Genomic DNA, 23,665 nt, shown 5'->3' on the forward strand with positions numbered 1-23,665 from the left:
CCTCCTAAACTTTGACTACAAGTACTTCCTCTTCTTTAGCTACCAATCCTTCTTTCACACGTTCGACTGCGGTATATTGTGGTGTATTGGTAACGATGATCGGTACTTGTGTGACATATCCTGCAGCTTTTATCTGCTGTACATCAAACGTCAGCAATCGCTGCCCTTTTGTAACTTTTTGCTCTGCTTCTACTAAAGCATCAAAATACTGACCATTTAGTTCCACTGTGTCTAAACCGACATGGATCAACAATTCGATTCCGGTGTCTGAAACCAAGCCAATCGCGTGTTTGGTAGGAAAAACAGCAGCGACTTTTCCATCAAAAGGCGCAATGACTTCACCGATGGGTTCATCGACGGCAAATCCTTTTCCGAGTGCTTCAGAAGCAAATGCGTCATCTTTGACTTGATTCAACGGAATCACGATTCCCGGTACAGGATTGATCAAGCCGGTATATTCTAGTACTACTGCTTTCATCTCCGGAACATCAATTGTCACTTTTGTTTCATATTTGAAACTTAAGACATAGGTAACGGCCCCACTCACCACAGCTGCAATCACCAATGCGATAATGATGTTCCAAAAATAGCGCATCGTATCATCACCGATATATAGTAAGATTGCTGGGAGACCAGACGAACCGGTCGCAAAGCGATGCGTATTGGTCAAGCCAGCATACAAACCACCAGAAGCCCCACCAATCATTGCCGCAACCAACGGATATTTTTTGGGCAAATTGATGCCATATAAAGCGGGTTCGGTAATCCCCATGTAGGCAGTGATTGCCCCTGATACCGCCAACTGCTTAGTTTTTTTCTCTTTCGTACGCAATGCGACAACTGCTACTGCGGTTGCTTGAGCAATGTTTGAGACCAATGCCCCTGGACCAAAAATACTGTCATACCCAAGTTCTGCCATTTGCATCACCCCTAAAGGAGCAATCCCATTGTGCAATCCAAACATCACCATGATTGGTAAAAAGCCCCCCATCAAAACCGCTGGAACCCAGCTAGCATGGACACTTAAGAAGGTAAAGAAAGTTGCCAAATAACCACCCAAGATACTACCGATCGGTCCAAATAGCGAGAAGGCTAATGTACCCATTATCAAGAATGTTAGCATTGGAACAAAAACCAGCTCCACTGATTTTGGAATCACTTTGTTCAAAAACTTTTCGACATACGATTGGAAAAAAATCACGATCAGGATCGGAATGACTGATCCCGTATAATTTGCTAATGTAAAAGGAATAACCCCAAAAAAGTGAACGGGTTCGCCTGCTGTGACCAAGGCACCCCAATTAGGATGCATCATCATAGCAGCCACTGAAGCCGCTAAAATCGGATTGCATCGCAATTTTTGTGCCACAGTGAAGGCCAGGATCATTGGTAAGAAGAAGAAAACACCATCTGCAAAAAGATTCAGCATGTAATAGGTTTGCGAATCAGCCGTGATCACATCAAAAACGATCAATAAAGCCAAAACTGCCTTAACCATTCCGGCACCGGACAGTGCGGGAATAATTGGTTGAAACGTTCCTGCCACAAAATCGATCACTGCAGCTGCTGGTCCTTTTTTCTCCCCAGGTTCCGACGCCCCTGATGATTGAAGCGAAACCAATTTTGTGACTTCTTCATAGACATCTTTGACATGTGTTCCGATCACGACTTGATGTACCCCTGCGTTATTGATGTATTTGGCAACCCCATCGAGTGCCTCTAGTTCTCCTTGATCTATACGCTTTTCTTCATTGACTTTAAAGCGCAATCGGGTTTGACAGTGATAGGCATCCGTGATATTTTCTTGTCCCCCCAGATACTGGACGATTTTTTTTGCTAATGATTGATAATTTTCACTCATACATTCCACCCCTAAATAAATTTCAAAGAAAATCTATGTTGTATGTGCTTACCGGTATAACATACTGTTCTTTCTGCCAGCAATGTACCATTTATAGAGAGCGTTTCCAATATATTTTCCTAAAGACGAAATGGATTTCATCTTTTCATTAAAAACCGCTCTTTTTTCGAAATCCATTCCATTAAAAGACCAAACATCGCCTTGACGAAGCCACTAGAAACAATGATATAATTTACTAGATGATTGTGTTACTTTTGATTTATCGCGATCATAATAGGCTTTTTCAACGTAATGGACCCACCAACCGAAAAAGAGCGCCCCGATGATCCCGCAACAACGGATCAAACCACTGCTTCTTCCCCCAACCATTGAAGCAATCCTTACTGAATCAACGATTTGGTCTAGCCTGTTATGAACGGCTATTCTAGGTTGGATTTATAAAAAACAGGCGAAGGGAACGAAGAAACATGACAAACGCGAAACAAGCAATACCCCCAAAAACGATTTTCTTTCATGAAGAAGCTTTTCAAAAAACAGATCAAACGATCATTCGCTGGTTAGGAAACTCCGGTATTCTTCTAAACAGCCGTGGTACATGTATCATGGTCGATCCGGTCTTAGAAGGATTTGACCTGCCGTTACTGATCGATCTGCCAATCAAACCGGCGGCAGTCCCTCACTTAGATGCGGTATTGATCACCCATTCAGATAATGATCACTACGGCATTCCGACGATTGAAAAATTAGTCCCGGTTACCGATAGCTTCCATGGACCCAAATATGTTGCCGAACTTATGCAAGAGCACTTTCAAGTTGCTGCCCAAGGTCACGAAATCTATGATTCATTCACCGTTAAAAATTTGGAGATTTCTTTAACAAAGGCGTATCACCTTTGGCAAAATGAGACGACAAAATTTGACCGTGTCTTCCAAATTGAGGACTATTGCGGCTTTTGGATCGATACTCCGGATGGTTCCTTGTGGATTCCTGGCGATTCTCGTCTTTTACCAGAACAATTAGAGATGCCTCAACCAGATGCGATCTTATTTGACTTTAACGACAACGCTTGGCATATCGGCTTTGAGAACGCCGTGAAACTGGCAAATACCTATCCTCATGCTGAATTGATCCTCTCCCATTGGGGAACAGTGGATGCTCCGCATATCGATGCTTTTAATGGGGACCCTGAAGCTTTGTACGATCGGATCGTCAATCCGAAACGGATTCGTCTAGTTGCTGCCGGTGAGCCGATCGAATTGAAATCAACCACTTCCAACAATTTAGAATAGGGAAAAAGGACCACACCGTTTTTGGTGTGGTCCTTTTATTCTTCTGCCATCTCTTTAAACGTCGTTCTTCGACTCGTTTCTAAATAACGAGCGTTGCTGATTTTCATTTGGATATTCTCCTGATAATCGAGGGAAAAAATCTGAGCAAACAAAACCGTCAAAAGGAATTGAATCGATTCTTCTGTGGAAAAATTTCCGATTTTAGAATATAGTTTTTCTCGGCTAGCAATCGTCAAGACGATCGTCGAATAGTCCCGCAAATAGTTGTCCCCACCACTCGTAAGACTGATAATTGGCACACCATTTTTCAGCAATGTTTTCACATTTTTCATAGGATAGGTCTCTGAATTATTGCCAGAATAAGAGATAAGAATGGCACAATCCTGCGGGGTCAGCGTTTGGGAAATCAAGCCCGCTTCGTCCGTATCCGCAACAAAGGCTTTTTTATGAATCGTGTTTAAGTTGCGTTTAAACAGCTGCCCGAAATACGAATTTGGACTACGCCCATAGATGACAACGTTTTGAGCGCCATTGATGAGTCGAGCGGCTTGATTCAGGTCTTTTACCGTCATAAGTGCCGCTGTTTCTTTAATCGTCTGCATGCGCAAGTTCGCCAAGTTTTCAATGATTTCTAATGTGTCTGCCGCCTCACCAAAAGGGATATTCACATCGATCGTTGCTGAGCCATCATCAAAGTGTGCCAGTTCATGCACGAAGGCATACACAAATTCTTTCCAACCGGAAAAGCCAAAATATTTTGCAAAACGGACTAACGTCGGCTTTGAGGAATGGGTCAGTTTTGCGATTTCTTCCATAGTATACTCACTGACTTTTTCCCGATTGCCTAGTAAAAAATCACCGATCGTCCTTCTTGCATCATTTTGTTTAAACGCTGCTTCTTCAATTTTTTGAAAAAGATACATCTGGTTCTCCCTTCTGATTGCTGCTGTTAGTTTTACACGTCCCATTCATTCACGTTTCTTTCTATCTAAAAGCACTGAAAGTGATGAATTGAAGACAGAAAAGCGTGGAGCACGCCAGCGTATGCCTACCCTCGTTCAAAATACAAAAAGAATTTATTTCCCAAAAGGGCGATCATACCAATCAGACATAGCATGCCCCCTGATAAGATCATCTGCATCCCTGCTGTTTCATTGCCGCTGACTAGTATCAGCAAGCGTGATGCATAGGGTGCGAGCGTGACCCCTAAATTGTAAGCAACGATCGAGACGATCGTGCCAAACTTAGCTTCTGCTTCACCACCAGTCGTCAGCAAGTGGGTGAAAAAAGGCATGATGCTGCGAAAGGCAAAGCCTAATAATAAAGAACAACCCAAGAGTAGCCCCACTGTCTGCAATGGATAAGTCAAATAGATGCTGCTTCCTGCAAGCAATGCCGCAATGGGCAGCAACCAGCGATGTAGGCGACTGTATATCAAGCCAAAGGCATTGCCGGCGATAAATGCTCCCGTCGCAATGGCGGCGATCATGTTACTGCCTTCAGTGGCGTCCCCGATTCCTTTTTCCAATAACAATGGTGTGATCTGTAAATTGTAATTAATAAATAAGACAACGATTAGAAACAAGAGCACACCCAGAACGAATGATCGCTGTTTCCGTTCTTTTGAAACCGTGACGTTCGCCAATAACGTCTCATTAGTCACAGCCTGTGTTTCGTTTGGAATAAACAGCTGGACAAAGAAGAGACTGATCAGGGCAAAGCCATAAACCAAGAAGGACATTTCCCAACTGATTTTCACTAGCTGCCCAACCAGCAAAGTCATAAAGATACCACCTAAACCACCGACGGCACTTTCTAATCCAAGAGCTTTGGCTTTCTTTTGCGGCTCATTTTGAAACAGCAAACTAATCATTTGAATCGCCAAACGATTGAATAAGCCGATCCCGAAGCCAAGAATCCCTCGAGAAAGAAACAAGACGGGAAAGCTCCCCTGATACCATGCCGGCAGCGTGCCAAAAACCGCCACAATGACCAAGCCGGTGACCATCGTGTATTTTTTGCCGATCCTTTTTTCGATCATGCTGGTAGTAAAAATCCCCAGTAAAAGAAACAATGATGGAATCGTGGTCAGTAACCCAATGTAGACCGCATCAACTTCTGGAAAGCTTGCCGCAATCGCTGGGACATTGGCAGAAATCGCCGGTGCCGAATAGACAACCATTGCCACCGACAGCAGTGCCAGCAACTTCATAGAAAAAAATTTCATAAATACCCCTTTCCTTAAAAACACCTTTTCTTCCTTGTCTCTGAACCCAATAGTCCAAGATGACAAAGTGATCCTTTCACTACCTTATTATTCGCTAGATTGTCCTCGTTGACCAATGCTTAACGCGCTTGGGCTTTATGCTTGAAAAGCATTGGTCTTCTGTATTTTACTAGGTTTCTATGGCGATTGCTGGAACTCATTTATGTTTGTCTAAAAAAAAGAAACCTTGCAGTATGTTTTCTGCAAGGTTTCCTTCTTTTCATAAATCGACTGTAACTACTCAGAATGCTTTAGTGAATTGATTGCTGTAACTGTTCCATAACGTCTTTCGTAATTGTCTCAACGGTGATACCAAGTTCAGATAAAACGTCCGCTGCCCGGTAATTATCATAAAATTTCTTTTCTAAGCCATAGTTTTTGACGACAATCTCACGATCACCCAGGTAGCTGGCAATCATTTGTCCATAGCCACCCTCTCGTATGCCATCTTCCAACGTGACAACGAGTTTGTGCGATCGTGCCACAGCATCCAACAACTCTTTGTCGACCCCTGAAATAAACTTAGGATTGATCACCGTTGGCGTAATTCCATGTTGCATTTTCAATTGTTCTGCGATCTCTTCCGCTAGCGCATAAAAGTTCCCAACACCGACGATGGCTACCTGCGTGCCAGCTTGAGTCACTTCATTTTTTTGATCACTGTAGTCAGTAGAGACTGTCACTGCCATTTCGTTGACAGGTCCAACCGGTACCCGGATCGCAACTGGTGCGTTGGTTTGTTCCAGCGACCAATCCAACATTGCCAGATATTCTTCTTTAGAGGTTGGCGCAAGATAAATAAGGTTGGGAATATGTGCCAAAAATGGAATATCAAAAATTCCCAAATGGCTCTCGTCATTCATGCCGTGAATCGATGCACCATATACCAGAATCGTTCCAGGCAGATGATTTAAGGCCAAATCATGGGAAATTTGATCAAAACTACGTTGCATAAAGGTAGAAAAAACGGCCCAGACAGGTTTTGCTCCATTTTTTGCTAACCCAGCAACCATCGATACCGCATGTTCTTCTGCAATACCTACATCTACAAATTGTTTGCCTGCTTTTTCTCTTTGTTCCGGAGAAAAAAGCAGCATCGGTGTACCAGCGTTTACTGCCACGACTTTAGGATCTGTCGCCATTTTTTCTAATAAATAATCCGTCGTTAAGCTGTTGTATGTTACTTGATTGCCCCCAGCAGAAATATATTCGCCTGTTTCTAAACTAAAGGGACCGCCTGCATGAAACTTTTCACGATTTTCTTCCGCAAACTTGAAGCCTTTGCCTTTGATCGTATGAATGTGTAATAAAACAGGATGATCAATGTCTTTCACTTTTTCAAATAAAGCGATCAAGGCAGCGAGATCATTTCCTTCATCCAAATAGTGGTACTCAAAACCAATCGCTTTGAACAGATTGTCTGCTGCTTGCCCCTTGGTTTCCCGCAATGTCCGCAAATTCTGATACATCCCCCCATGATTTTCTGCAATCGATTGGTCATTGTCGTTGAGGATCACGATGGTATTGGTGCCTAATTCCACGATATTGTTCAAGCCTTCAAACGCTAAACCGCCTGATAGAGAACCATCGCCAATCACAGCAACGACGTTATACGTTTCATTTTTTAGGTCACGGGCTTTCGCCACACCATTTGCCAACGAAACTGAGGTGGAGGTATGACCGACCGTAAAGAGATCGTGCTCGCTTTCTTTCGGATTTGTGTAACCAGAAACCGCATCATACTGCGAAGCATCAAGAAAGGCATGGGCGCGTCCCGTCAACATTTTATGGATATAGGTCTGATGGGACACATCAAAAATCAGCTTATCTGTGGGGGAATCAAAGACTTTATGCAACGCAATCGTCATCTCAACCATCCCCAGATTGGGGCCATTGTGCCCCCCATGGTGACTGATTTTTTCCAATAAAGCAGTTCGTGCTTCTACTACCAGTTCTTGAAGTTGCCCACTGGTCAATTCTTTTAACGCTTTGGGGCTTTTGATTTTTTCTAATAACATGTACGTACCTCCTGTAAAAATATTCGAATGATTCGTGCGTTTACTCACAAGGAAAAAGACACGAAATCGAAATGAGTGGATCGTTCTCTAGAATGAAAAACGTGGCCATCGGAGCTAGACGCTCTTTTTAGAATTCCTGTCAAACCTAGAAATAGCAAGTTATCCTAAAGGGAAATCGTGATTTTTTGAGTTTCAACAATCGCTGCTCATTTCTTCTATCTAAAAAGATACCACCTAGAGTTCACTTTAGGTCAAGCACTTTTTGTGAATTTATTCTATTTTGATCCTATCTTTACTGCATGCCCGCCATAATGATACAAAAAAAGATAAGAAGCGCTTGCTTCTTATCTCGGATTTTACTTGTTCAATGGTCATTCTTAAGAAACCTAAATTTTTTCATTGACCACTTATTCTTCTTTCTCTAAGCCAACAAGCACTCGCTGTTTACGGTTCGATTCTTCTGCAACAAAGTTTAAAACTGTTTTCAATTCGCTAGGCGTTGCCTTTTTCTGTAAGATCGAGAAGTTTCGATGATATTTTATCATGATTGTTTCTACTTTTTCTTTCTCAGTCATTGAGCTTCTCCTCCAATTCTTCCTTTGTGTATGTTAATGGCAAAGCGAACGATACATTGTCAACTGCCATCAACGTATGAGAATGGCGATTTTGAAAATCTTTTATAAAAATATTAACGGTCACATTTTCTTTATACAATTCCTTCATTTTAATCAAGTTATATCTTGATTGAAAAAAAGCATTTATAAAATGTTCTTTAGGAACAAAGCGTCCTTCTATTTTTTCACGTTGCTTCGTATAATTCCAAGCAATAAAAGGATCTTGATAGATATAATAGATAAGCACATCATAATTCTTTTTTAAGCATCGCGCAATATTTTGATCAGCTTTTTTAGTGGGTGAAACAAGAATCATTTATTGCGAGAAGTAAGATGGCAAAAATTTCTGTTAATGAACTATACGCAAAAAAACAGACTACATTTGTCATGCAGTCTGCTTTTCCAACTTTTTCTTAATTTAGTGTTTGTCCCACTGTTTTCCGAAAGATTGTTGTTGTGATTCGACATGTCCTCGATGGCCATATACAGGTATTTGATTCAATTGGTTTTCAATTACTTGAAACTCGGTATCTGTAAGCTGTACATCCCAAGCAGCTAGATTTTCCAAAATCCTGCCTCGATTTTTTGATCCAGGAATCGGCACTGCATTCGGGTACTTGTGAAGCATCCACGCCAATGAAATTTGGGCATTTGTCGCCTGCTTTGCTTGAGCGACTTCTGCTAGCATATTTAAAATCGGTTGATTGGCTACGAGGTTTTCTTTAGCCAGCTGAGGGACGAATTTGCGAACATCATCCCCTTCAAAGGATGTATCTGGTGTGACTTTTCCAGATAAAAACCCACTAGCGATTGGTGAAAAAGGAACGACGGCGATCTCGTTCTCAAGACAATAGGGGAAAATCTCTCGCTCACAATCACGCTCAACCATTGAATAGAGATTTTGCACAGCACCAACGGGGGTAATCCCATGTGCTTTAGCAAGTGTCTCCACGGAAACTTGTGAGAGTCCCCATTCTCTGATCATACCTTCTTTGATCAATCGTCCCATCACCTCAGCTATTTCTTCTATAGAAATCTGTTCATTGATTCGATGAAGATAATAGAGATCAATATAATCGGTGCGCAGTTTTTCCATTGAAGCAACCAAATGGTTACGGATGGCTGTGTAAAGAGTTGTGCTTTCATTCACTTCTTTTTCGTCGAGATGATACTTGGTGGCAAGAACAACTTTGTTTCGAAAAGGCGACAGTGCTTTACCCACCAACTCCTCATTATGTCCAGAATAAAACATTTCTTTTCCATAAGCTTCTGCTGTATCAAAAAATGTACAGCCAAATTCGTAAGCTTTGCGAATAGATGCAATACTCTCTTTTTCTTCTGGCACCTTTCCATATCCGTGAGAAAACCCCATACACCCCATTCCGATTGGCGAAACTGCTAAACTTCTGATTTTTCTATTCTTCATATTATAATTCCCTCCTCCATCGATACTTTGTGTGCTCGCTAAGCTAGCTAAACTTTAGCATCTTCGAGTCACTCGAAGTCAAGGAGTTTCTAACAATCATTTTTCTTCCACCTTTTTTCTTTTTGAGGCTCTCAAATAGGAAGCTACTTTTCTCCACAAAATTATCTGTGCTATAATACGCGATATAAAAAGAAAATGATCTACAACAGTTTTTACTAATACGTTCAAACGACTTGCTTGACTTCAGCAAATTATGAAAGGCGTGACCAACATTTACTCTATCAAAGAAGCAGCCACGATCACTGAATTGTCTGAACACACGATTCGCTATTATACCGATATGGGTTTGGTTCCTAGTTTGATCAGGGACAAAAACAACAGACGGGTTTTTAATCAGACTTCCATCAATTGGTTAACTGGTATCAAGAATTTGCGCGAAACAGGCATGTCTTTAGAAGCCATTAAGCATTATATTTCGCTTTGCCTCCTTGGCGATTCGACGATCAAAGAAAGAGCCGACATCATTCAATCGCAAAAAGAAAAAGCGCTCGTTAAACTTACAGAAGCGCAAAAACGAGTCGCTTATTTAGAAAAGAAAAGCAATACCTATCAAGAGCTCATCAACCAGAAAACAGCTTCTAACGATCCATTGAATCCGGCAACTTGGGAGGAGGAAGCAGTATTGCGGAATAGAACTTGAATGAAGATATTTTACCAATGATTTGGATCAATAGACACTTAATTTTTTGATGATTATATTCGTATAGTGCTGAAATAGACTATTCATTACTAAAAAACTGCCATTAAACAGGATTCATTCCCTGCTTAATGGCAGTTTGCTTATTTCCGATACATCTTCAACTGGAAAAATCAGTACTTTACCGTTGATTTCATAACCTTTTTACTGTTATTGAGAAAAACAGGAGAGAATCAAGCCAACTCTAGCTGTTCATTTCCCTCTGAAATAACCTCACTCTTCTGAATATTGTCAATTGCATCTATAACCTGTTCATCAGATTTGGCATATAGATGTCCGTATGTTCCCAAAGTTATTTGAATACTAGAATGTCCAAGTCTTTCCTTGATTACTAATGGTTGAACATTCTGATCTATCAAAAATGCGACATGAGAATGTCTTAAAGAGTGGAGTTTTATCGGATTCACTTCAGCCTTTATCGCAGCATCTTTCAACCAACTGGCAAAAGAATACGGTGGGGTAAATGTTCCGTCTAATTGAATCACATATTCAAAACTTCCTAGTAAATTCTGTAATTTTCTCCATTCCAATAATTTATTTGATAAAATTTTACCTATACCTATCGTTCGGTAGGCATTTTGGGTTTTAGGAGTAGAGAAATACCATTCATCTTTTTTTGAATATATTAGAGTCTTTTCAACTGTGATTTGATTTTTTTCTAAATTCACATGTTTCCACGGAAGGGCAGAAAGTTCACCGATTCGAAGTCCCGTATAAAATAACAGTTCAAACACTAATTTCCTGTGTTTACTTGTAATACTAACATCTTCAAATTGAAGCATAACTTTTTGGAATTCTTCAAACTCCCAAAAATCAACTTTTTTATTTTCAATTGGTAAGTAGGAAACATCATTTACGGGATTTCTATCAATTAATCCTTCCTTCTCTGCTCTGTCTAAAATAATCTTCAAATGTCCTCGTAGGCGATTGATATAACTCTTTGATAAAGTAGTTTTTTCTGGTTGAAACCTCATGTTTTTTGAAACTGTTTGGCTCAACTCAAACATCCAATCTTCAACATCCTCGCTAGTTATATCTCTAATTCTTAGGTGATAAAATGGTTTCATTTTGTTCTCAAAAATAAATAGTGCATTTTCAAAAGTTTGACGTTTAACTTGTTTTTCATACCATTTCAGAAAGCGACTTTTGTAAAACTCTTCAAAAGTCGCTTGTTTACTTGAAGAACCTAGTTGTTTAGCAAATGACTCATTAAATCCAAGTGTAAACATATATTTGTCGTACGCTAATTTAGCCTCTTTCTGACTTGAAAACCCCCTCTTTGTTTTTTGAACTCTTTTTCCATCACTATCAGTGCCTAGATATACTTTAAAATACCAAGTTCCATTCCTATTATCTCGATAAATATTTTTTATTTTAACCATAATGATTACCTCTAATTATAGGCGTACCAACATCTATTATAATTATACCTTTCATTTACTAATCTTCAAATAAAAAAGTTTTTCTATTATTCTTGCTGGCACTACACTAATTTGTCTATTACTATAAAACTCTATTCCTTCAATTCTCACTAGAAATTCTTTCGCTTCTTTTAACATTTTCGCGGCTTGATTGGGCTTAAATCCCATATTAATCAAATCAGCCTTACCAACCATTAAATCGAAATTATCCTCCAATCTTATCACTCCTCGTATAATAAATTTGTCAGTAATCACTGATAGGATATTCTTTAAACCAGTTTTTTGGTTTAAACTTGTAGTAAGCAGATAGAGGTCGTAGATCACTCCTTGAAGCCTCGTCTTCCCTGTAAAGATTGACGCCTCTTCTCTTGCGACAGTGTATGAATGAGCTAGATAGAACGTTGTTTCTGAATAACGAACGAGGCTATATCGTCTAAGACTAGACAGGATAACCACTATCTGAAATTCTTAATTGAAAGGTTTGGTTGCGTAAGTTTTTTAGGGTTATTGATATTGGCAAATGAAACCACGAGATCGCACTGCTAGATGATCAGGTGAAATTGATTGGTAGAACTCTTCGTCTCACGAATTCCAGGAAAGGCAGTGACAAACTTTTACAGTTTATCCACCAACGTCAGTCACTTCAAGAAAACTCTTTGATCGGTATGGAAGCGACTGGACATTATTGGTTGTCCCTTTGCATGGACTCGATTTCCAAGTGACAACTTTTAACTCTATCCAATCTGATGTGTTACGGGATTTCTATATTCGAAAGACTAAAACTGATACCATTGATACTGTATTGATTGCGCAAGTGATTCGCTTAGACTTGCCTGATACAATAAATTTATCCAATTAAGATATTTTTAAATCGAAGCAGCTTGAACGGTTTCGCCATAGTGTAGTTGACCGAACTTCCGAATAAAAAAATAAGATTATTTCTTGTTTAGATCAAGTGTTTCCTGAATACGACAAGCTTTTTTGATACCTTCGACTGTTCATCCACCCAAGTATTACTCCAATCTCCTCTACCTGAGGATTTAGTTCAGATCGATACAACTAAACTGATCGCACTTATCAACTCAGCTAGTGGAAAGAGTTTAGGTAGCCCTCGGGCTGAAACAAAAGAACCGCAATTAAAAGAACTGGCTTCTACCTCTTTTAGTATTTCTATCGCAACCGATGTGTTCAAATTGGAAATTCAATTAATGTTAGAACAAATTGCTTTAATTAGAAAACCAACTAAGCAAAGTCGAAAGCCAGATGAGTGAGATCGTTACTAAACAAAACACCAACCTTACAACGATTACTGGCATCGGGGAAGTCACCGCTTCCGTTATTATCGGTGAAGTAAGGGATATCCACCGATTTGAACATCCAAATCAATTACTGGCTTTTACAGGTCTTTATGCGTCTGTTCATCAATCAGGTGAGTTTACTGGAACAAAAAATAAATTGTCTAAGCGAGGCTCACCTTATCTAATACGTGCCATTTGGCAAGCTGCTTTGCTTTTATTGCCTCCTACAAAGACCCAGCCTTGTCAATCCTCCGAACCCGAGGCAAGTCCCATAGAACTGCGATTGGTGCAGCGGCTCGAAAACTGGTTAACCTTATTTTTGCCGTTTGGACACAAGATAAACCTTATGAAGTTCATCTTCCATAACAAGCTAAATTGAATCATGAATGATTTTTTTAATAGATTCATTTTAGCTTATTTCGTGTGCTCTTTTTCTAAAGCTAGCTTTCCATGGTTTCCAAAGATTTTTCTTGACTAATTAATAGCTAGTTTTTCATGAGTCTTATAATTCTATAATTAAAATCTATCAGTCGTGTTCGTCAAACACCATAGGTTATAAAACCTCCCCCCAAATCCACGGGCGGCCTTGCAGAAGTATCATTATTATATCTAGTAAGTCTTCGCAATTTAGAATTAACTGTAACTAAATTGGTTGACAGTAAGTATGTTCGCTCATTGAAAGTATCATATCGTGGCGTTACCTCAACCAAGCTCGTACTAGCATAACGTAACTAATAGATTATATTTAATTTTCAAAGGGCATTTAACTTTTCTACTAATACAAACAAAATACAACTTGAAGAAGACACACTTTTCTAAAAAATTTTAATCTCGAAGTTCAAATCGCTTAATGGAAACAATCAATGCCTCCATGCATTCCTGATAACAATCCTCATCAAAATAACCGTTTTGTGTAGCTTTTTTAATCACTAGAGGCTCAAATCGTTGGGCAATTTTGCTAACAGCATGAGTGTCACCTTTTTTGGCTGAAATAAATAAATGATATAGACTTTCCATTTTCCTACCTCCGAGTCTTTATATATCAAACAGAGTTAGTATCTCTTATTCATAGATTGACGGATTCTTATTCTTTCAAAGAGTCTTTGCTTAAAATTATTAACAGCTTGTCTACTGATTCCTAGCAATTGGCCAATTTCTTTATCTGTTAAACCAAAAATAAATTTGCTAACTATATAAAATTTTTCTCTCTCATTTATATCATAAATAGCCTTTTCTAATTCGTCGTCCTCTATATATAGTTTTACATTAAAAATAATAACATTAGGCACCGTGATATTTTCATCGCTTTTTTCGGAATCAATTAACAAAATTGAGGGATTCTCAATAAAATCTTCATGGCACTTTTGGCGAAATTTCTTAGCATAAAAATTGTTTGAACGATTTACAATCACTTTTTCAAAGTATCTGGTTAACTGGGCGTTATAACGTTCTTCTTTTATCTTCACTAGAATCACTTCTCTTTCTTTTATTTTTTTATGAAAGAAAAAGTTGAATTGGTCACTAATGAAGTCTAAATTGCCAATATCCTCTCTATATGCCCGCTCAATGGGTATGTTTGTATCTTTATTCATTCGAGGTAAAATATTACAAAATAAATTTCACCTAATAATAATCGTTCCTTTCTTTCTAAAAGTATTTGTAACAGTTATTTGCTCTTAGTGGTGTTCCTGCTTCTTCTAAGATAGGGGCAATCATTAGACTTGAATACTGATAAGAATTAAAGTGATTAATTTTCTTCTGGTTCATATAACTCTGATAGTCACCTTCTATCCTTAAATCAATTTTGCTCTTCTTACTAGAATAGGGCCTTTCATTTATAGGATTATTTAATTATTCTAGTTTTCATTTTCACTCATAATAAAATTCATGGAGTCGTCTCCTTTCTTCTAAAATCAGTTTTAACTGTTTTTAGATCAGTCTTTTTTTTCATCAGTGTCCATTTTTCAACTTCTACTTTTAATGAAACAAACAAAATTAAACTTCAAAAAGACACGTTAAGAAGAGTAATTTAAGTAAAACTATGACAAAATACAAAAATTTTGAGTATTTCGCACAATTTGAGCAATCTGCGCGAAGTTGAGAGCTACCTATTGCAGCAATTAGAACCACTAGTAGTGAAAAAGAAAGCCAGTGATTTTGTATTCACTGGCTTTCTTTTTCAGGATCTATAATTTAGGCTCTATAATTTATGGGACTGATGAATCAGAATTGATTCTTCAGCCCCATTTTCATTTTAGATATTAAAAAACATATCGTTCTCTAGTATGATTAAATCACGACAAAATAAACAACTGAGAGGACGATATGCTATATGAATGATTCTATCAAAAAAATGCTGAGATTAACAGAGAAAGATTTGATGATTACAGGGGTCTCTTACGAGACCCTTCAGAAGAAAAAGACGTTGGTCGTCGATGCTGTTCTCTCGCCTGCTCCTCATGCTTGTAGAAGTTGTGGTTCTACTGTGGTAGATGGAAACGGGAAAGCAATTATAGTGAAAAATGGAAAAAAGGAAACGATTGTCCGTTTTGAACAATATAATCATATGCCTTTGGTTATGCGCCTAAAAAAGCAGCGCTATACCTGTAAAAACTGTCGAACCCATTGGACTGCTCAAAGTTATTTTGTCCAACCTAGACATTCAATCGCAAATCATGTTAGATATAAAATTGCTTCTTTACGGACTGAAAAAGTATCTTACTCTTTTATTGCGAAAAGCTGTCAGGTATCTTTGACCACCGTTATTCGTACATTGAAAGAGTTTAAAAGCTATTTACCAAAGCAATCTAAAAAGATTCTCCCAAGAGTATTGATGGTTGATGAATTTCGTTCGCATGCTTCCATAGAAGATAAAATGAGCTTTATTTGCGCAGATGGCGAAACAGGAAAATTAATAGATGTTTTGCCTACGCGTAAATTACCTCGATTAACAAGCTATTTCTTAGGGTGTACCAATCCAGAAGAAGGTGAATTCTTAGTTACAGACATGAATGCCATCTACTTCCAGCTCGCCAAACGTGTTCTGACAAATGCGAAAGTAATGATTGATCGGTTTCATATTGTCAAACACATGAATCAGTCTTTCAATGAGTTGCGTATCCGTGAAATGAATGAACTTCGTAAAGTAGGACAGAAAAGCCAGGCAGAAAAACTGAAAAAGAACTGGCGCTTTTTGCTAAAAAATCGTGCGAACATCAACCATTATGAATACAAAACATGGAAAAGTTTCCGAGCACCAAAATACCCATTTCTTACTGAAGCAATGATGATTGATCGATTGCTTGAGTTTTCTACGCCCCTGAAGGAGGCGTATCCCTTTTTTCATGAATTAGTTGAAGCCTTTCGAGACAAAGACCCTGACTTATTTTTCTCCTTATTGACAGAACTTCCCAAAACGTTAGATGACAGCTTTCGGGAGAAGCTTTAAAACCTTCTGACCTATGAAGAAGGCATCACCAACGCAATGATCTATCCTTATTCCAATGGAAAAATAGAAGCGAAGAATACCCACATAAAGACAATGAAACGAGTATCCTACGGATTTAAATCATTCGAGAACATGAGAATTAGAATCTTTTTGATCAATCAATTAATCAAAGTAAGATAACAAAAAATCTGAGCCAGAATGAGGTTCATTCTGACCCAGATTTGATTTTGCACAACTCATCAGTCCTTATTGACAAAGAGCCCAAAAAATCTAAGCCAGAATATGGTTCATTCTGACCCAGATTTGATTTTGCACAACTCATCAGTCCTTATTGACAAAGAGCCATTATTCTATATATATCCTTGTCTACCGATTGTTCAATAATTCTACCACATTTATTGTAGGTAGTACTATTGCTTGATTAGAATCCAATGTCGTTAAAACCGAAACAATTGCTCTAACATAGGGTAATAAAATTGCTGAGCCATTTATACCTAAATAGCTCATAATTTCTTCTTCATCTTCAGTGTAGTTTTTATTTAATTCGAAAAATCCAGAGATATTTATAGTCAATTGGCGTTCAATCGTATTTAAAACTGAAATAATTTGTACAGTACCCATTTCAAAGTTACTATCTACTCCAAATGATATATCTGGTTTATATTCTTCAGTCAAATCGATTTGATCATCTTTAGATGTTTCATAACTAATACTATTTATTTTATAGCCTTTAAATGTGATAGGTGATTCCATTAAACTCTCCTTCTAATTAAAAATTAAGCAGCAACAGCTAGAGGTAGTGAATCATTAGAATTATTATTTAAAGGAACTTCAAGTGCAATATTACTTACGTTCTTGGGATCATTATTTAGCTCTAAAAACCTCAAATTATTACTATTAAACTGTAGTTTAAACTTGTTTAACACTTGATCCAAAGTTTCTTGAGCCTGAATAAATTCCTTTTGTTTTTCATCTGAAAATTCAATTTCATTTAAAATTGGCAATATTTGATCTGTAAAGTATTGTAAAAGTTTTTTATTTTTCATAGTAAATCCTCCTTTAACATACTTGAACACTTTTTACTATTGAATAATCTTTAATACAGACATATGTCTCTAAATAGTTACTTGTCTTATTTGCTTTAGAAAAAGTAGCCTTAACTACTTTGGATGAACTTATCTCTTCAATATCACTATTAACCATAAACTCAACAAAAAGACCCAGTGCATAAGGTGCATCGACAAACTTTTCCTTTATTATATTATATCCCAAATTCTTCAAATGAGATAGTTTCAAGGCTGCATTAGGATTTATATCATGTGTCTGTCTTATCAGTTCATCAAAATCAGTATCCAAAAATTTTAACAGTATTGACTTCCCTTCATTTGTTGAGAAATTAATAATACTATTTTTGACAGCTTCAAAATCTATGTTAATTTTTATTACTGCACAATCTTCAATCGGAATTTTGGGATTACCATATCTCGTTCGCCAAGTTTTAGCTAGCTTATAATCTGTAGATTCAAAAGCATATACTCCTTCACCTAGCCACATAACATGTTGGCCATCTAAATTTTTTGGGATAGGAGTATGACCTGATTTATGAGTAAATAGTGCCTCCATATATTCATTAAAATTAAACTTGCTAGGATTGACTGTATTTGATTCTACAATTTGAGAACTAGCTTCTTTGCTTGTTCCATGAACTAAAATCATTAAGCTGTTTCCTCATTTCAATCTTATTAATAGTAATCATACCACATCTAATATAAATTAAAATAAAAATTTAGCTTTACTCACCTATTTTTTAATTAATTCTGAATCTATCAAGCAAGCATAACAACTGTTTAAACTTTATCACCATTAAAACTATACAATTTATATGATGAATCTAAACGTACTGATAATCAATCTCTTCTGTCTTTAAAAACGAGAAACTCAACTCATAAAATTATCACCATTATAAATCAGTTTTAAATATTTTTCTGCAGTAAATACACAGATTCTTTGCGAGATAATTGGTATTTATCAGGAAATTTAGGACGATTTTCTTCGTTCATATTCTCACCTCTTGAATTTTTCTTTCTATTATATAGGGCGTTATTCTGTCACAGATCCAAACTCTTTACAGCGGTATCCTTGTCTTCCTGTGTGATCCCAATATAGCGTAAAGTCTCCCGTTGCGAAGAATGGTTGAGCAGCGACTGAATGATCTCTGTTTTGGTCCCTTGTTTGTACAAAAAATAGCCGAAGGTCTTGCGCATCGAATGGGGACCACTTTCTTTCAACCCAACCGCCGTGCCGGCTTCATGAATGATCCACCAAAGGCTTTGTCGGGTCAAAGGCGTGTCTGCTCCTTTTCGACTTGGAAACAAATAATTGCTGAAGTCCTGTACTTGCAGCTGCTCAGGAAATTCGGGTTGAATATAGTCGAGAATCACTTTTCGTAATTTATTCGAAATGAAGACCGAATTGTGTTTGGCCGTTTTTTGTTCCTTCATGGCCAGACGTTCTTTGACAATCACCCGACCACGGGAAATTTCTAACACATCACTTAATTTCAACTGCCTTAAATCGGAGATTCGATAGGCTGTATTGATCCCGATTGAAAAAAGCACCAAATTTCGTTGCCCATATTTTCCGGAAGCCAAAATAGCCTTCATGGCATCAATCTTTTTTTTGTCGCGAATCGGCTCCACGCACTTCATTTTTAGTCCCCTCTCAAATGTTACTTAATATGATTACAACAGATAATAAGTCACATTTAAACAAGCTATAGAAAAAAGGCGCTAAGGATGGAGCGATTTTGACGAATGTGACAGAATCAAATTGTGTTTCTTTGGGAATCTACTTACATTTGCTTATTTAAAATCTCGTAATTATAAAATTTGATAATACAATTTCTTAGTAACCGTATATTTTTAATAATCTCTGTTTTTCTACTCTCAAAAGCCTTCATTATCTGTATAGATATAATTTTGAATACTCATTTTGATTTTGCTATCGAATCTATTTTCTTTATGATTAATTCAATATCATGATCTGTTATAAAGTGAGAAACACCTATAATTTTCTCTTTAGGAAAGTTTATTGGTGAATATACATTTGTTATCAACAAATCAGTTTCTTCAACAATAGGAAGGTTGTCTGGGTCATTTTTTACTGTAACCTCATAATTTCCATTAAAAAGTGTCATTATTTTACTTTTGATATATTCCCCAAAACTTGGATCAAAATCAATAAAAACATTTATTTTAATTGTCGCTTTGTTCACTTGTAATTGCTCTAAAAAGAAAGGCCAATGAGTATAGGTTGTAAAAAATACAAAGGGAAAATAGATACCTTTTTCTTGTCCAAAACATTGAAAATAGATACTTTTTATTTTGCTTTTCAATTCAGGAAGAGGAAATGAATGATACTCATAAAAATTGGAATAAGTATCATCTAAAAAATCAAACTCACTAGGAAAGCTTAAGTAACCAAATAAAATCTCATAAATATTTTGACTAAGTAAAAATTTGTCGTCAGTCCCTATATTTAATCCCAACTCTACACTTATTAGTTCTATAAATTTCGTTACCCTAACCTCTTTAAATAAATTTAATTGACGGTTTTTTGAAAAAAAATTTGGTTTTAAAAAACCTTCTTGTAAAAATATTCCGAATATTTGACTAAGAAAATTTCTATCAAAAAAATTATTATTTTTCTTTTTTATAAAATTCGGAGTATTTTCAATAACATCAAGTACATTACTTAAAAAAGTATTATTTTTATCTGCACCATTAGTTTTTCTTTTATATCCTAACCGTTCTCTGTATAAGGCAACCATACAAAATAACATAAAATTATTTTGATCTTGGACTGATTGTTGCAATCCTTTTAAATTACTTCCTATTTGATAAAATTTCTTGATAGCTTCCATTTCATCAATATCAAATGGCAAACTAGATAATCCATATTTGTCTTTAAAATAGGTAATAAAGAAGAATCTCACATTTCTCTCGTTCCCAACAATTTTCAACGGTTTTGTATCAATAAAGAAATCAAATTTTAATATTTCTTCATTAATGAATTTAATGGATCGTATTAATGATGATCTGCTAACAAATAGTTTTTCCGCTAACTGATCGTAAGTAAAAGTATTATTAAAGAAAATACTTTCTAAAATTTGATACTCTAAACTTGTTGAAAATACTCTTGATATGAAATAATCATAAGACAAGTAATCTGGAATTTTTAAAGTAACAATTTGATTTTTGCTCTCTAATTCTATAGGAGAGAAAAGTCTGTTAAAATCTTCAATTATAACTTCTAACGTATTCATTGTTATTCCTAACCTTTCACAAAGAAAGGTTTTTTTTTGTTTATTTTCAAAAGTAATTTTTCCTATTGTGAAATATTGATTATGTCGGGTAGATAGCAAATTGATCATTTGTCGTTGATTCCTCCTGTAGACTAGATAGAACGATAAGGATTTCCACTGTTAATAAAATAAATATTAGATGATTGGTTTATCATATAGTAGGTCAAAATTTCAAAAAAAGCAAAAATGTTGAATAGTTGTAAACATCACAAATAAGATATAATTTTTATATAAATACTAGGGGTGAATTTTATTATGAATCAGATAGAACAGTATTTAACATACTTTGATGATTACTTTGAAGAGTCTATTTTTTTACAGAGACATCCAACACTAGCTTTTGAATACCAGTCTATAAGGAATGAATTCATAGATCTTGCAGAATATGACATAAAAAAAGAACCCTTAGAATATATAACCGATTTATTGAGTATAGATGCTAAGCTTCAAATTCTTTATGAATTATGCCAATGTTTAGAAGCTATGTCCTTAAATGATAGTGAAATAGTTACCATTGTCAAAAACGATAGCAAATATTACTACTTAGAGAATTTTGGTAAAGCAAAAAATGACCCTTTTCCCTATTCATTGCTATTTTTCAATAATTTTATAGACAATAAATAAAAATATTCTATATGTAAGGAGGTGAAAAATGATGTGAGAAAGACTCAAAAAAAAACTATTTTCGTATTTTTCTTACTTAGTTTATTTTTCTTAGATCCCATGGTTGGTCACGGTCAAAATTTAGAGTCTACTAATACCGTTGCCAAACTAGGGTTTACCGGCGTTTACGATTCACCGCTTTCTCCAATACCACAACCACCTAACGGTGTTCAATCAGAAAAAGATTCTATTGAAAAGTTGTATAGTTCAAAAAAAGCTTTACCAAAATTATCAGATTCAACAGATGTCAAATCTAAACTTTTGGGGATTATCATATTATTAGTTTTACTGTTTTTATTACTAACAAAAAGAAAAGAGGAACTTAAAAATGAAAAAGATTCAATTAGTAACAACGACGTTTTTAATGGCAACACTTTTAATTAGCGGAGTAACATTAGCTTCTGCAGACGAAGTGCGAGATGTGACAACCACTGGTCAGATTGAGTTCACACCAAATACTGATGAGGAATCTGTTGTTATTCCACCTGAAACAGATCCTGATGTTGAAATTGATCCTGAAGTTCCAGGAACAACAGGACCGCTCTCTCTTGTAAAAGCAGTCACTATGGACTTTGGTTCACAAGTCATTTCCAATCAAGACCAAACCTATAATATGGTCGCTGAAACAGCAAATCTAGCTGATGGATCTGGACAAGTCCCCTATGTTAGTTTTGCGCAGGTTCAAGATACTCGTGGCTCCAATGCTGGATGGGTTTTAAGTGTTAGCATCAGCGATTTCAGTTCGACCACTCAAAACAATATTTTAACAGGGGCGCAGATTTCTTTAAATGATCCAACCATTCAGTATGCAGGAAGTAATACAACTAACGCTCCTTCATCACATACATCTGGCCTGCAGTTGATTCCAAACGCTGGTAGTGTGCCCGTAATGACTGCAGAAACAGGACAAGGAGCAGGTGTCTCATCTGTTGTTTGGGGAAACCAAGCAGATCTTAATACTCAAGCTGCTGATAACTCTATTGAAGTCATTGAAAACAGTGCAATTCAGTTATTTGTACCAGGATCTACTGCAAAAGATGCAACGACCTACACATCAACTCTTTCTTGGGAATTAACTTCAACCCCCGGAGCAGATGCTTAATTAAAAATTTTATGCCAACGACCAGAAAAGCAGTATTACTTATTATTGTGATGCTGCTTTTCTTAATAATAGAGGAGTGTTTCTTTGTCAAAACAACTTAATTGGAACAGCTACATAAAGTTTTATTTATTCGGATTTCTCATCTCGATGCTACTTATCATATTCCCTGTAATCTCAAATGCTGAAGAAAATTCTTTGAATTTCTATGTGACGCCTATTTATCCTGATAGTCAAGTCGATGAAACAAAAGGTTACTTCGATTTGAATTTAAAAAAAGGTGATCAAGAAGTGTTAGCTCTTACTTTGCAGAATGCAACAAATCAAGAGATTCAAATAGAAATCACCGCTCATACCGCCTATACAAACGTTCAAGGTGTGGTCGAATATGGTAAAGATGATGAGGTTACGGATACCACGCTTTCATACTCACTGAACGAGTTAATCGCGACCCCAGAAGTTATCACACTAAAAGGAAATGAAACACAAACGATAGAGGCAATTTTAAACATGCCAAACGAATCTTTTGAGGGGATTTTAGCTGGTGGTCTAAAAATACGTGAAATTCCAAAGGAATCCGAAACAGATACGAAAACATCGGAAGGTCTATCCATCACAAATGAATTTTCCTATGTGATTGGAGTAGTTGTAAGTAACGAGCGGTCTACTGTGATACCAAATTTAGAATTACTCGATGTTTTTGCAGATCAATTAAACTATCGAAATGTGATCAGTGCAACGATTCAAAATTTTATGCCTACGTTTGTGAATAGACTCTCAGTTGAAGCAACTGTTCATAAAAAAGGTGATGATACTTTATTATATGAGGCTAGCCAAGAGCAAATGCAGATGGCTCCGAATTCTCATTTTGATTTTCCTATTTCTTTAAATGGTGATCGTTTTAATAGTGGCACTTACATTTTAAATCTAACTGCACATTCGGGCGATGAGACATGGACATGGACAAAAGAATTTACTATTGACGGAGATGAAGCCCGCTCATTGAACCGCTCAGATGTGACAATAGACACGAGCATTAATTGGTGGATTATCGGACTGATCGGTTTAATTATCCTTTTGTTAGCTTGTTGTATCTATTTATTTTGGCAAAAGAAAAAAATAAACAAAGAAAAGGAGTGAGG

General features: G+C 36.8%; 24 protein-coding genes and 2 pseudogenes. 9 read left to right on the forward strand and 17 right to left on the reverse strand.

All coding sequences use genetic code 11. The annotated features are described in order from the left end of the window. Nucleotides 1-4: 4 nt before the first annotated feature. The gene (locus IGI86_RS12970) at nt 5-1,861 is read right to left on the reverse strand and encodes a beta-glucoside-specific PTS transporter subunit IIABC (RefSeq protein ID WP_244732354.1); all 1,857 of its coding nucleotides are present in this window, start codon (nt 1,859-1,861) and stop codon (nt 5-7) included. 213 nt (nt 1,862-2,074) lie between these two features. Then, a complete protein-coding gene (locus IGI86_RS12975; RefSeq protein ID WP_008380736.1) occupies nt 2,075-2,230 on the reverse strand; it encodes a hypothetical protein in 156 nt (51 codons plus the stop codon). Between the two features lie 98 nt (nt 2,231-2,328). Here IGI86_RS12975 and IGI86_RS12980 point away from each other — a divergent pair, with 98 nt between their 5' ends. Further along, nucleotides 2,329-3,150: an MBL fold metallo-hydrolase gene (locus IGI86_RS12980; RefSeq protein WP_008380735.1), complete on the forward strand. Its 822-nt coding sequence runs from the start codon at nt 2,329-2,331 to the stop codon at nt 3,148-3,150. 35 nt (nt 3,151-3,185) lie between these two features. On the opposite strand, the gene IGI86_RS12985 is transcribed toward IGI86_RS12980, so the two are convergent. The 6 genes from IGI86_RS12985 to IGI86_RS13010 all read right to left on the reverse strand — a co-directional run bounded on the left by IGI86_RS12985 (nt 3,186) and on the right by IGI86_RS13010 (nt 9,474). After that, the gene (locus IGI86_RS12985; RefSeq protein WP_244732357.1) at nt 3,186-4,073 is read right to left on the reverse strand and encodes a MurR/RpiR family transcriptional regulator; all 888 of its coding nucleotides are present in this window, start codon (nt 4,071-4,073) and stop codon (nt 3,186-3,188) included. Nucleotides 4,074-4,198: 125 nt separating this feature from the next. Then, nucleotides 4,199-5,377, reverse strand: coding sequence for an MFS transporter (locus tag IGI86_RS12990; protein WP_034872112.1), 1,179 nt, complete (start codon nt 5,375-5,377; stop codon nt 4,199-4,201). Nucleotides 5,378-5,667: 290 nt separating this feature from the next. Next, nucleotides 5,668-7,434 carry a 1-deoxy-D-xylulose-5-phosphate synthase gene (locus IGI86_RS12995; RefSeq protein WP_144330917.1) on the reverse strand — a complete coding sequence of 589 codons (1,767 nt, stop codon included), beginning with the start codon at nt 7,432-7,434 and terminating at the stop codon, nt 5,668-5,670. 407 nt (nt 7,435-7,841) lie between these two features. After that, nucleotides 7,842-8,009, reverse strand: coding sequence for a hypothetical protein (locus tag IGI86_RS13000; protein WP_005234163.1), 168 nt, complete (start codon nt 8,007-8,009; stop codon nt 7,842-7,844). Then, nucleotides 8,002-8,295, reverse strand: coding sequence for a zeta toxin family protein (locus IGI86_RS13005; protein WP_231472762.1), 294 nt, complete (start codon nt 8,293-8,295; stop codon nt 8,002-8,004). Before IGI86_RS13005 ends, IGI86_RS13000 begins: the two co-directional genes overlap by 8 nt. Before the next feature lie 171 nt (nt 8,296-8,466). Then, nucleotides 8,467-9,474 carry an aldo/keto reductase gene (locus tag IGI86_RS13010; RefSeq protein WP_008380731.1) on the reverse strand — a complete coding sequence of 336 codons (1,008 nt, stop codon included), beginning with the start codon at nt 9,472-9,474 and terminating at the stop codon, nt 8,467-8,469. Between the two features lie 253 nt (nt 9,475-9,727). On the opposite strand from IGI86_RS13010, the gene IGI86_RS13015 reads away from it, so the two are divergent. After that, nucleotides 9,728-10,174 (forward strand): MerR family transcriptional regulator, encoded by a 447-nt coding sequence (locus tag IGI86_RS13015; protein ID WP_016612709.1) that lies wholly within the window; start codon nt 9,728-9,730, stop codon nt 10,172-10,174. 230 nt (nt 10,175-10,404) lie between these two features. On the opposite strand, the gene IGI86_RS13020 is transcribed toward IGI86_RS13015, so the two are convergent. Continuing rightward, nucleotides 10,405-11,613 (reverse strand): tyrosine-type recombinase/integrase, encoded by a 1,209-nt coding sequence (locus tag IGI86_RS13020; RefSeq protein WP_430617345.1) that lies wholly within the window; start codon nt 11,611-11,613, stop codon nt 10,405-10,407. Between the two features lie 51 nt (nt 11,614-11,664). Further along, the gene (locus tag IGI86_RS13025; protein ID WP_430617346.1) at nt 11,665-11,868 is read right to left on the reverse strand and encodes a DUF3173 family protein; all 204 of its coding nucleotides are present in this window, start codon (nt 11,866-11,868) and stop codon (nt 11,665-11,667) included. Nucleotides 11,869-12,206: 338 nt separating this feature from the next. On the opposite strand from IGI86_RS13025, the pseudogene IGI86_RS13030 reads away from it, so the two are divergent. Beyond that, nucleotides 12,207-12,511, forward strand: a pseudogene (locus tag IGI86_RS13030) (IS110 family transposase). Between the two features lie 404 nt (nt 12,512-12,915). Further along, nucleotides 12,916-13,329 (forward strand): IS110 family transposase, encoded by a 414-nt coding sequence (locus tag IGI86_RS13035; RefSeq protein ID WP_430617348.1) that lies wholly within the window; start codon nt 12,916-12,918, stop codon nt 13,327-13,329. 446 nt (nt 13,330-13,775) lie between these two features. On the opposite strand, the gene IGI86_RS13040 is transcribed toward IGI86_RS13035, so the two are convergent. Then, a complete protein-coding gene (locus tag IGI86_RS13040; RefSeq protein ID WP_430617350.1) occupies nt 13,776-13,967 on the reverse strand; it encodes a helix-turn-helix domain-containing protein in 192 nt (63 codons plus the stop codon). 35 nt (nt 13,968-14,002) lie between these two features. Beyond that, entirely contained in the window at nt 14,003-14,542 is a 540-nt protein-coding gene (locus IGI86_RS13045; protein WP_430617351.1) for an RNA polymerase sigma factor, read from the reverse strand. A 740-nt stretch (nt 14,543-15,282) separates the two neighbouring features. Between IGI86_RS13045 and IGI86_RS13050 the strand changes: the two are divergent. Continuing rightward, nucleotides 15,283-16,578, forward strand: a pseudogene (locus tag IGI86_RS13050) (ISL3 family transposase). Nucleotides 16,579-16,764: 186 nt separating this feature from the next. On the opposite strand, the gene IGI86_RS13055 reads toward IGI86_RS13050, so the two are convergent. The 5 genes from IGI86_RS13055 to IGI86_RS13075 form a co-directional block, all read right to left on the reverse strand. Then, the gene (locus tag IGI86_RS13055; protein WP_430617352.1) at nt 16,765-17,151 is read right to left on the reverse strand and encodes a hypothetical protein; all 387 of its coding nucleotides are present in this window, start codon (nt 17,149-17,151) and stop codon (nt 16,765-16,767) included. Nucleotides 17,152-17,174: 23 nt separating this feature from the next. Beyond that, nucleotides 17,175-17,444, reverse strand: coding sequence for a hypothetical protein (locus IGI86_RS13060; protein WP_430617353.1), 270 nt, complete (start codon nt 17,442-17,444; stop codon nt 17,175-17,177). Nucleotides 17,445-17,457: 13 nt separating this feature from the next. Beyond that, nucleotides 17,458-18,114, reverse strand: a complete 657-nt coding sequence (locus tag IGI86_RS13065; RefSeq protein WP_430617354.1) for a hypothetical protein — start codon at nt 18,112-18,114, stop codon at nt 17,458-17,460. Nucleotides 18,115-18,506: 392 nt separating this feature from the next. Beyond that, a complete protein-coding gene (locus tag IGI86_RS13070; RefSeq protein ID WP_430617355.1) occupies nt 18,507-19,106 on the reverse strand; it encodes a tyrosine-type recombinase/integrase in 600 nt (199 codons plus the stop codon). 278 nt (nt 19,107-19,384) lie between these two features. After that, nucleotides 19,385-20,830, reverse strand: coding sequence for a helix-turn-helix domain-containing protein (locus tag IGI86_RS13075; RefSeq protein WP_430617356.1), 1,446 nt, complete (start codon nt 20,828-20,830; stop codon nt 19,385-19,387). A gap of 186 nt (nt 20,831-21,016) precedes the next feature. On the opposite strand from IGI86_RS13075, the gene IGI86_RS13080 reads away from it, so the two are divergent. The 4 genes from IGI86_RS13080 to IGI86_RS13095 all read left to right on the forward strand — a co-directional run bounded on the left by IGI86_RS13080 (nt 21,017) and on the right by IGI86_RS13095 (nt 23,663). Beyond that, entirely contained in the window at nt 21,017-21,385 is a 369-nt protein-coding gene (locus tag IGI86_RS13080; RefSeq protein ID WP_430617357.1) for a DUF7006 family protein, read from the forward strand. A gap of 33 nt (nt 21,386-21,418) precedes the next feature. Then, nucleotides 21,419-21,808 carry a hypothetical protein gene (locus IGI86_RS13085; RefSeq protein WP_430617358.1) on the forward strand — a complete coding sequence of 130 codons (390 nt, stop codon included), beginning with the start codon at nt 21,419-21,421 and terminating at the stop codon, nt 21,806-21,808. Beyond that, a complete protein-coding gene (locus tag IGI86_RS13090; protein ID WP_430617359.1) occupies nt 21,753-22,526 on the forward strand; it encodes a WxL domain-containing protein in 774 nt (257 codons plus the stop codon). Before IGI86_RS13085 ends, IGI86_RS13090 begins: the two co-directional genes overlap by 56 nt. An 84-nt stretch (nt 22,527-22,610) precedes the next feature. Next, nucleotides 22,611-23,663, forward strand: coding sequence for a DUF916 and DUF3324 domain-containing protein (locus IGI86_RS13095; protein WP_430617360.1), 1,053 nt, complete (start codon nt 22,611-22,613; stop codon nt 23,661-23,663). Nucleotides 23,664-23,665: the final 2 nt, after the last annotated feature.

Origin of the sequence: Enterococcus sp. AZ188 (genome assembly GCF_050544075.1) — a bacterium.
GTDB classification, from domain to species: Bacteria; Bacillota; Bacilli; order Lactobacillales; family Enterococcaceae; genus Enterococcus_D; species Enterococcus_D entomosocium.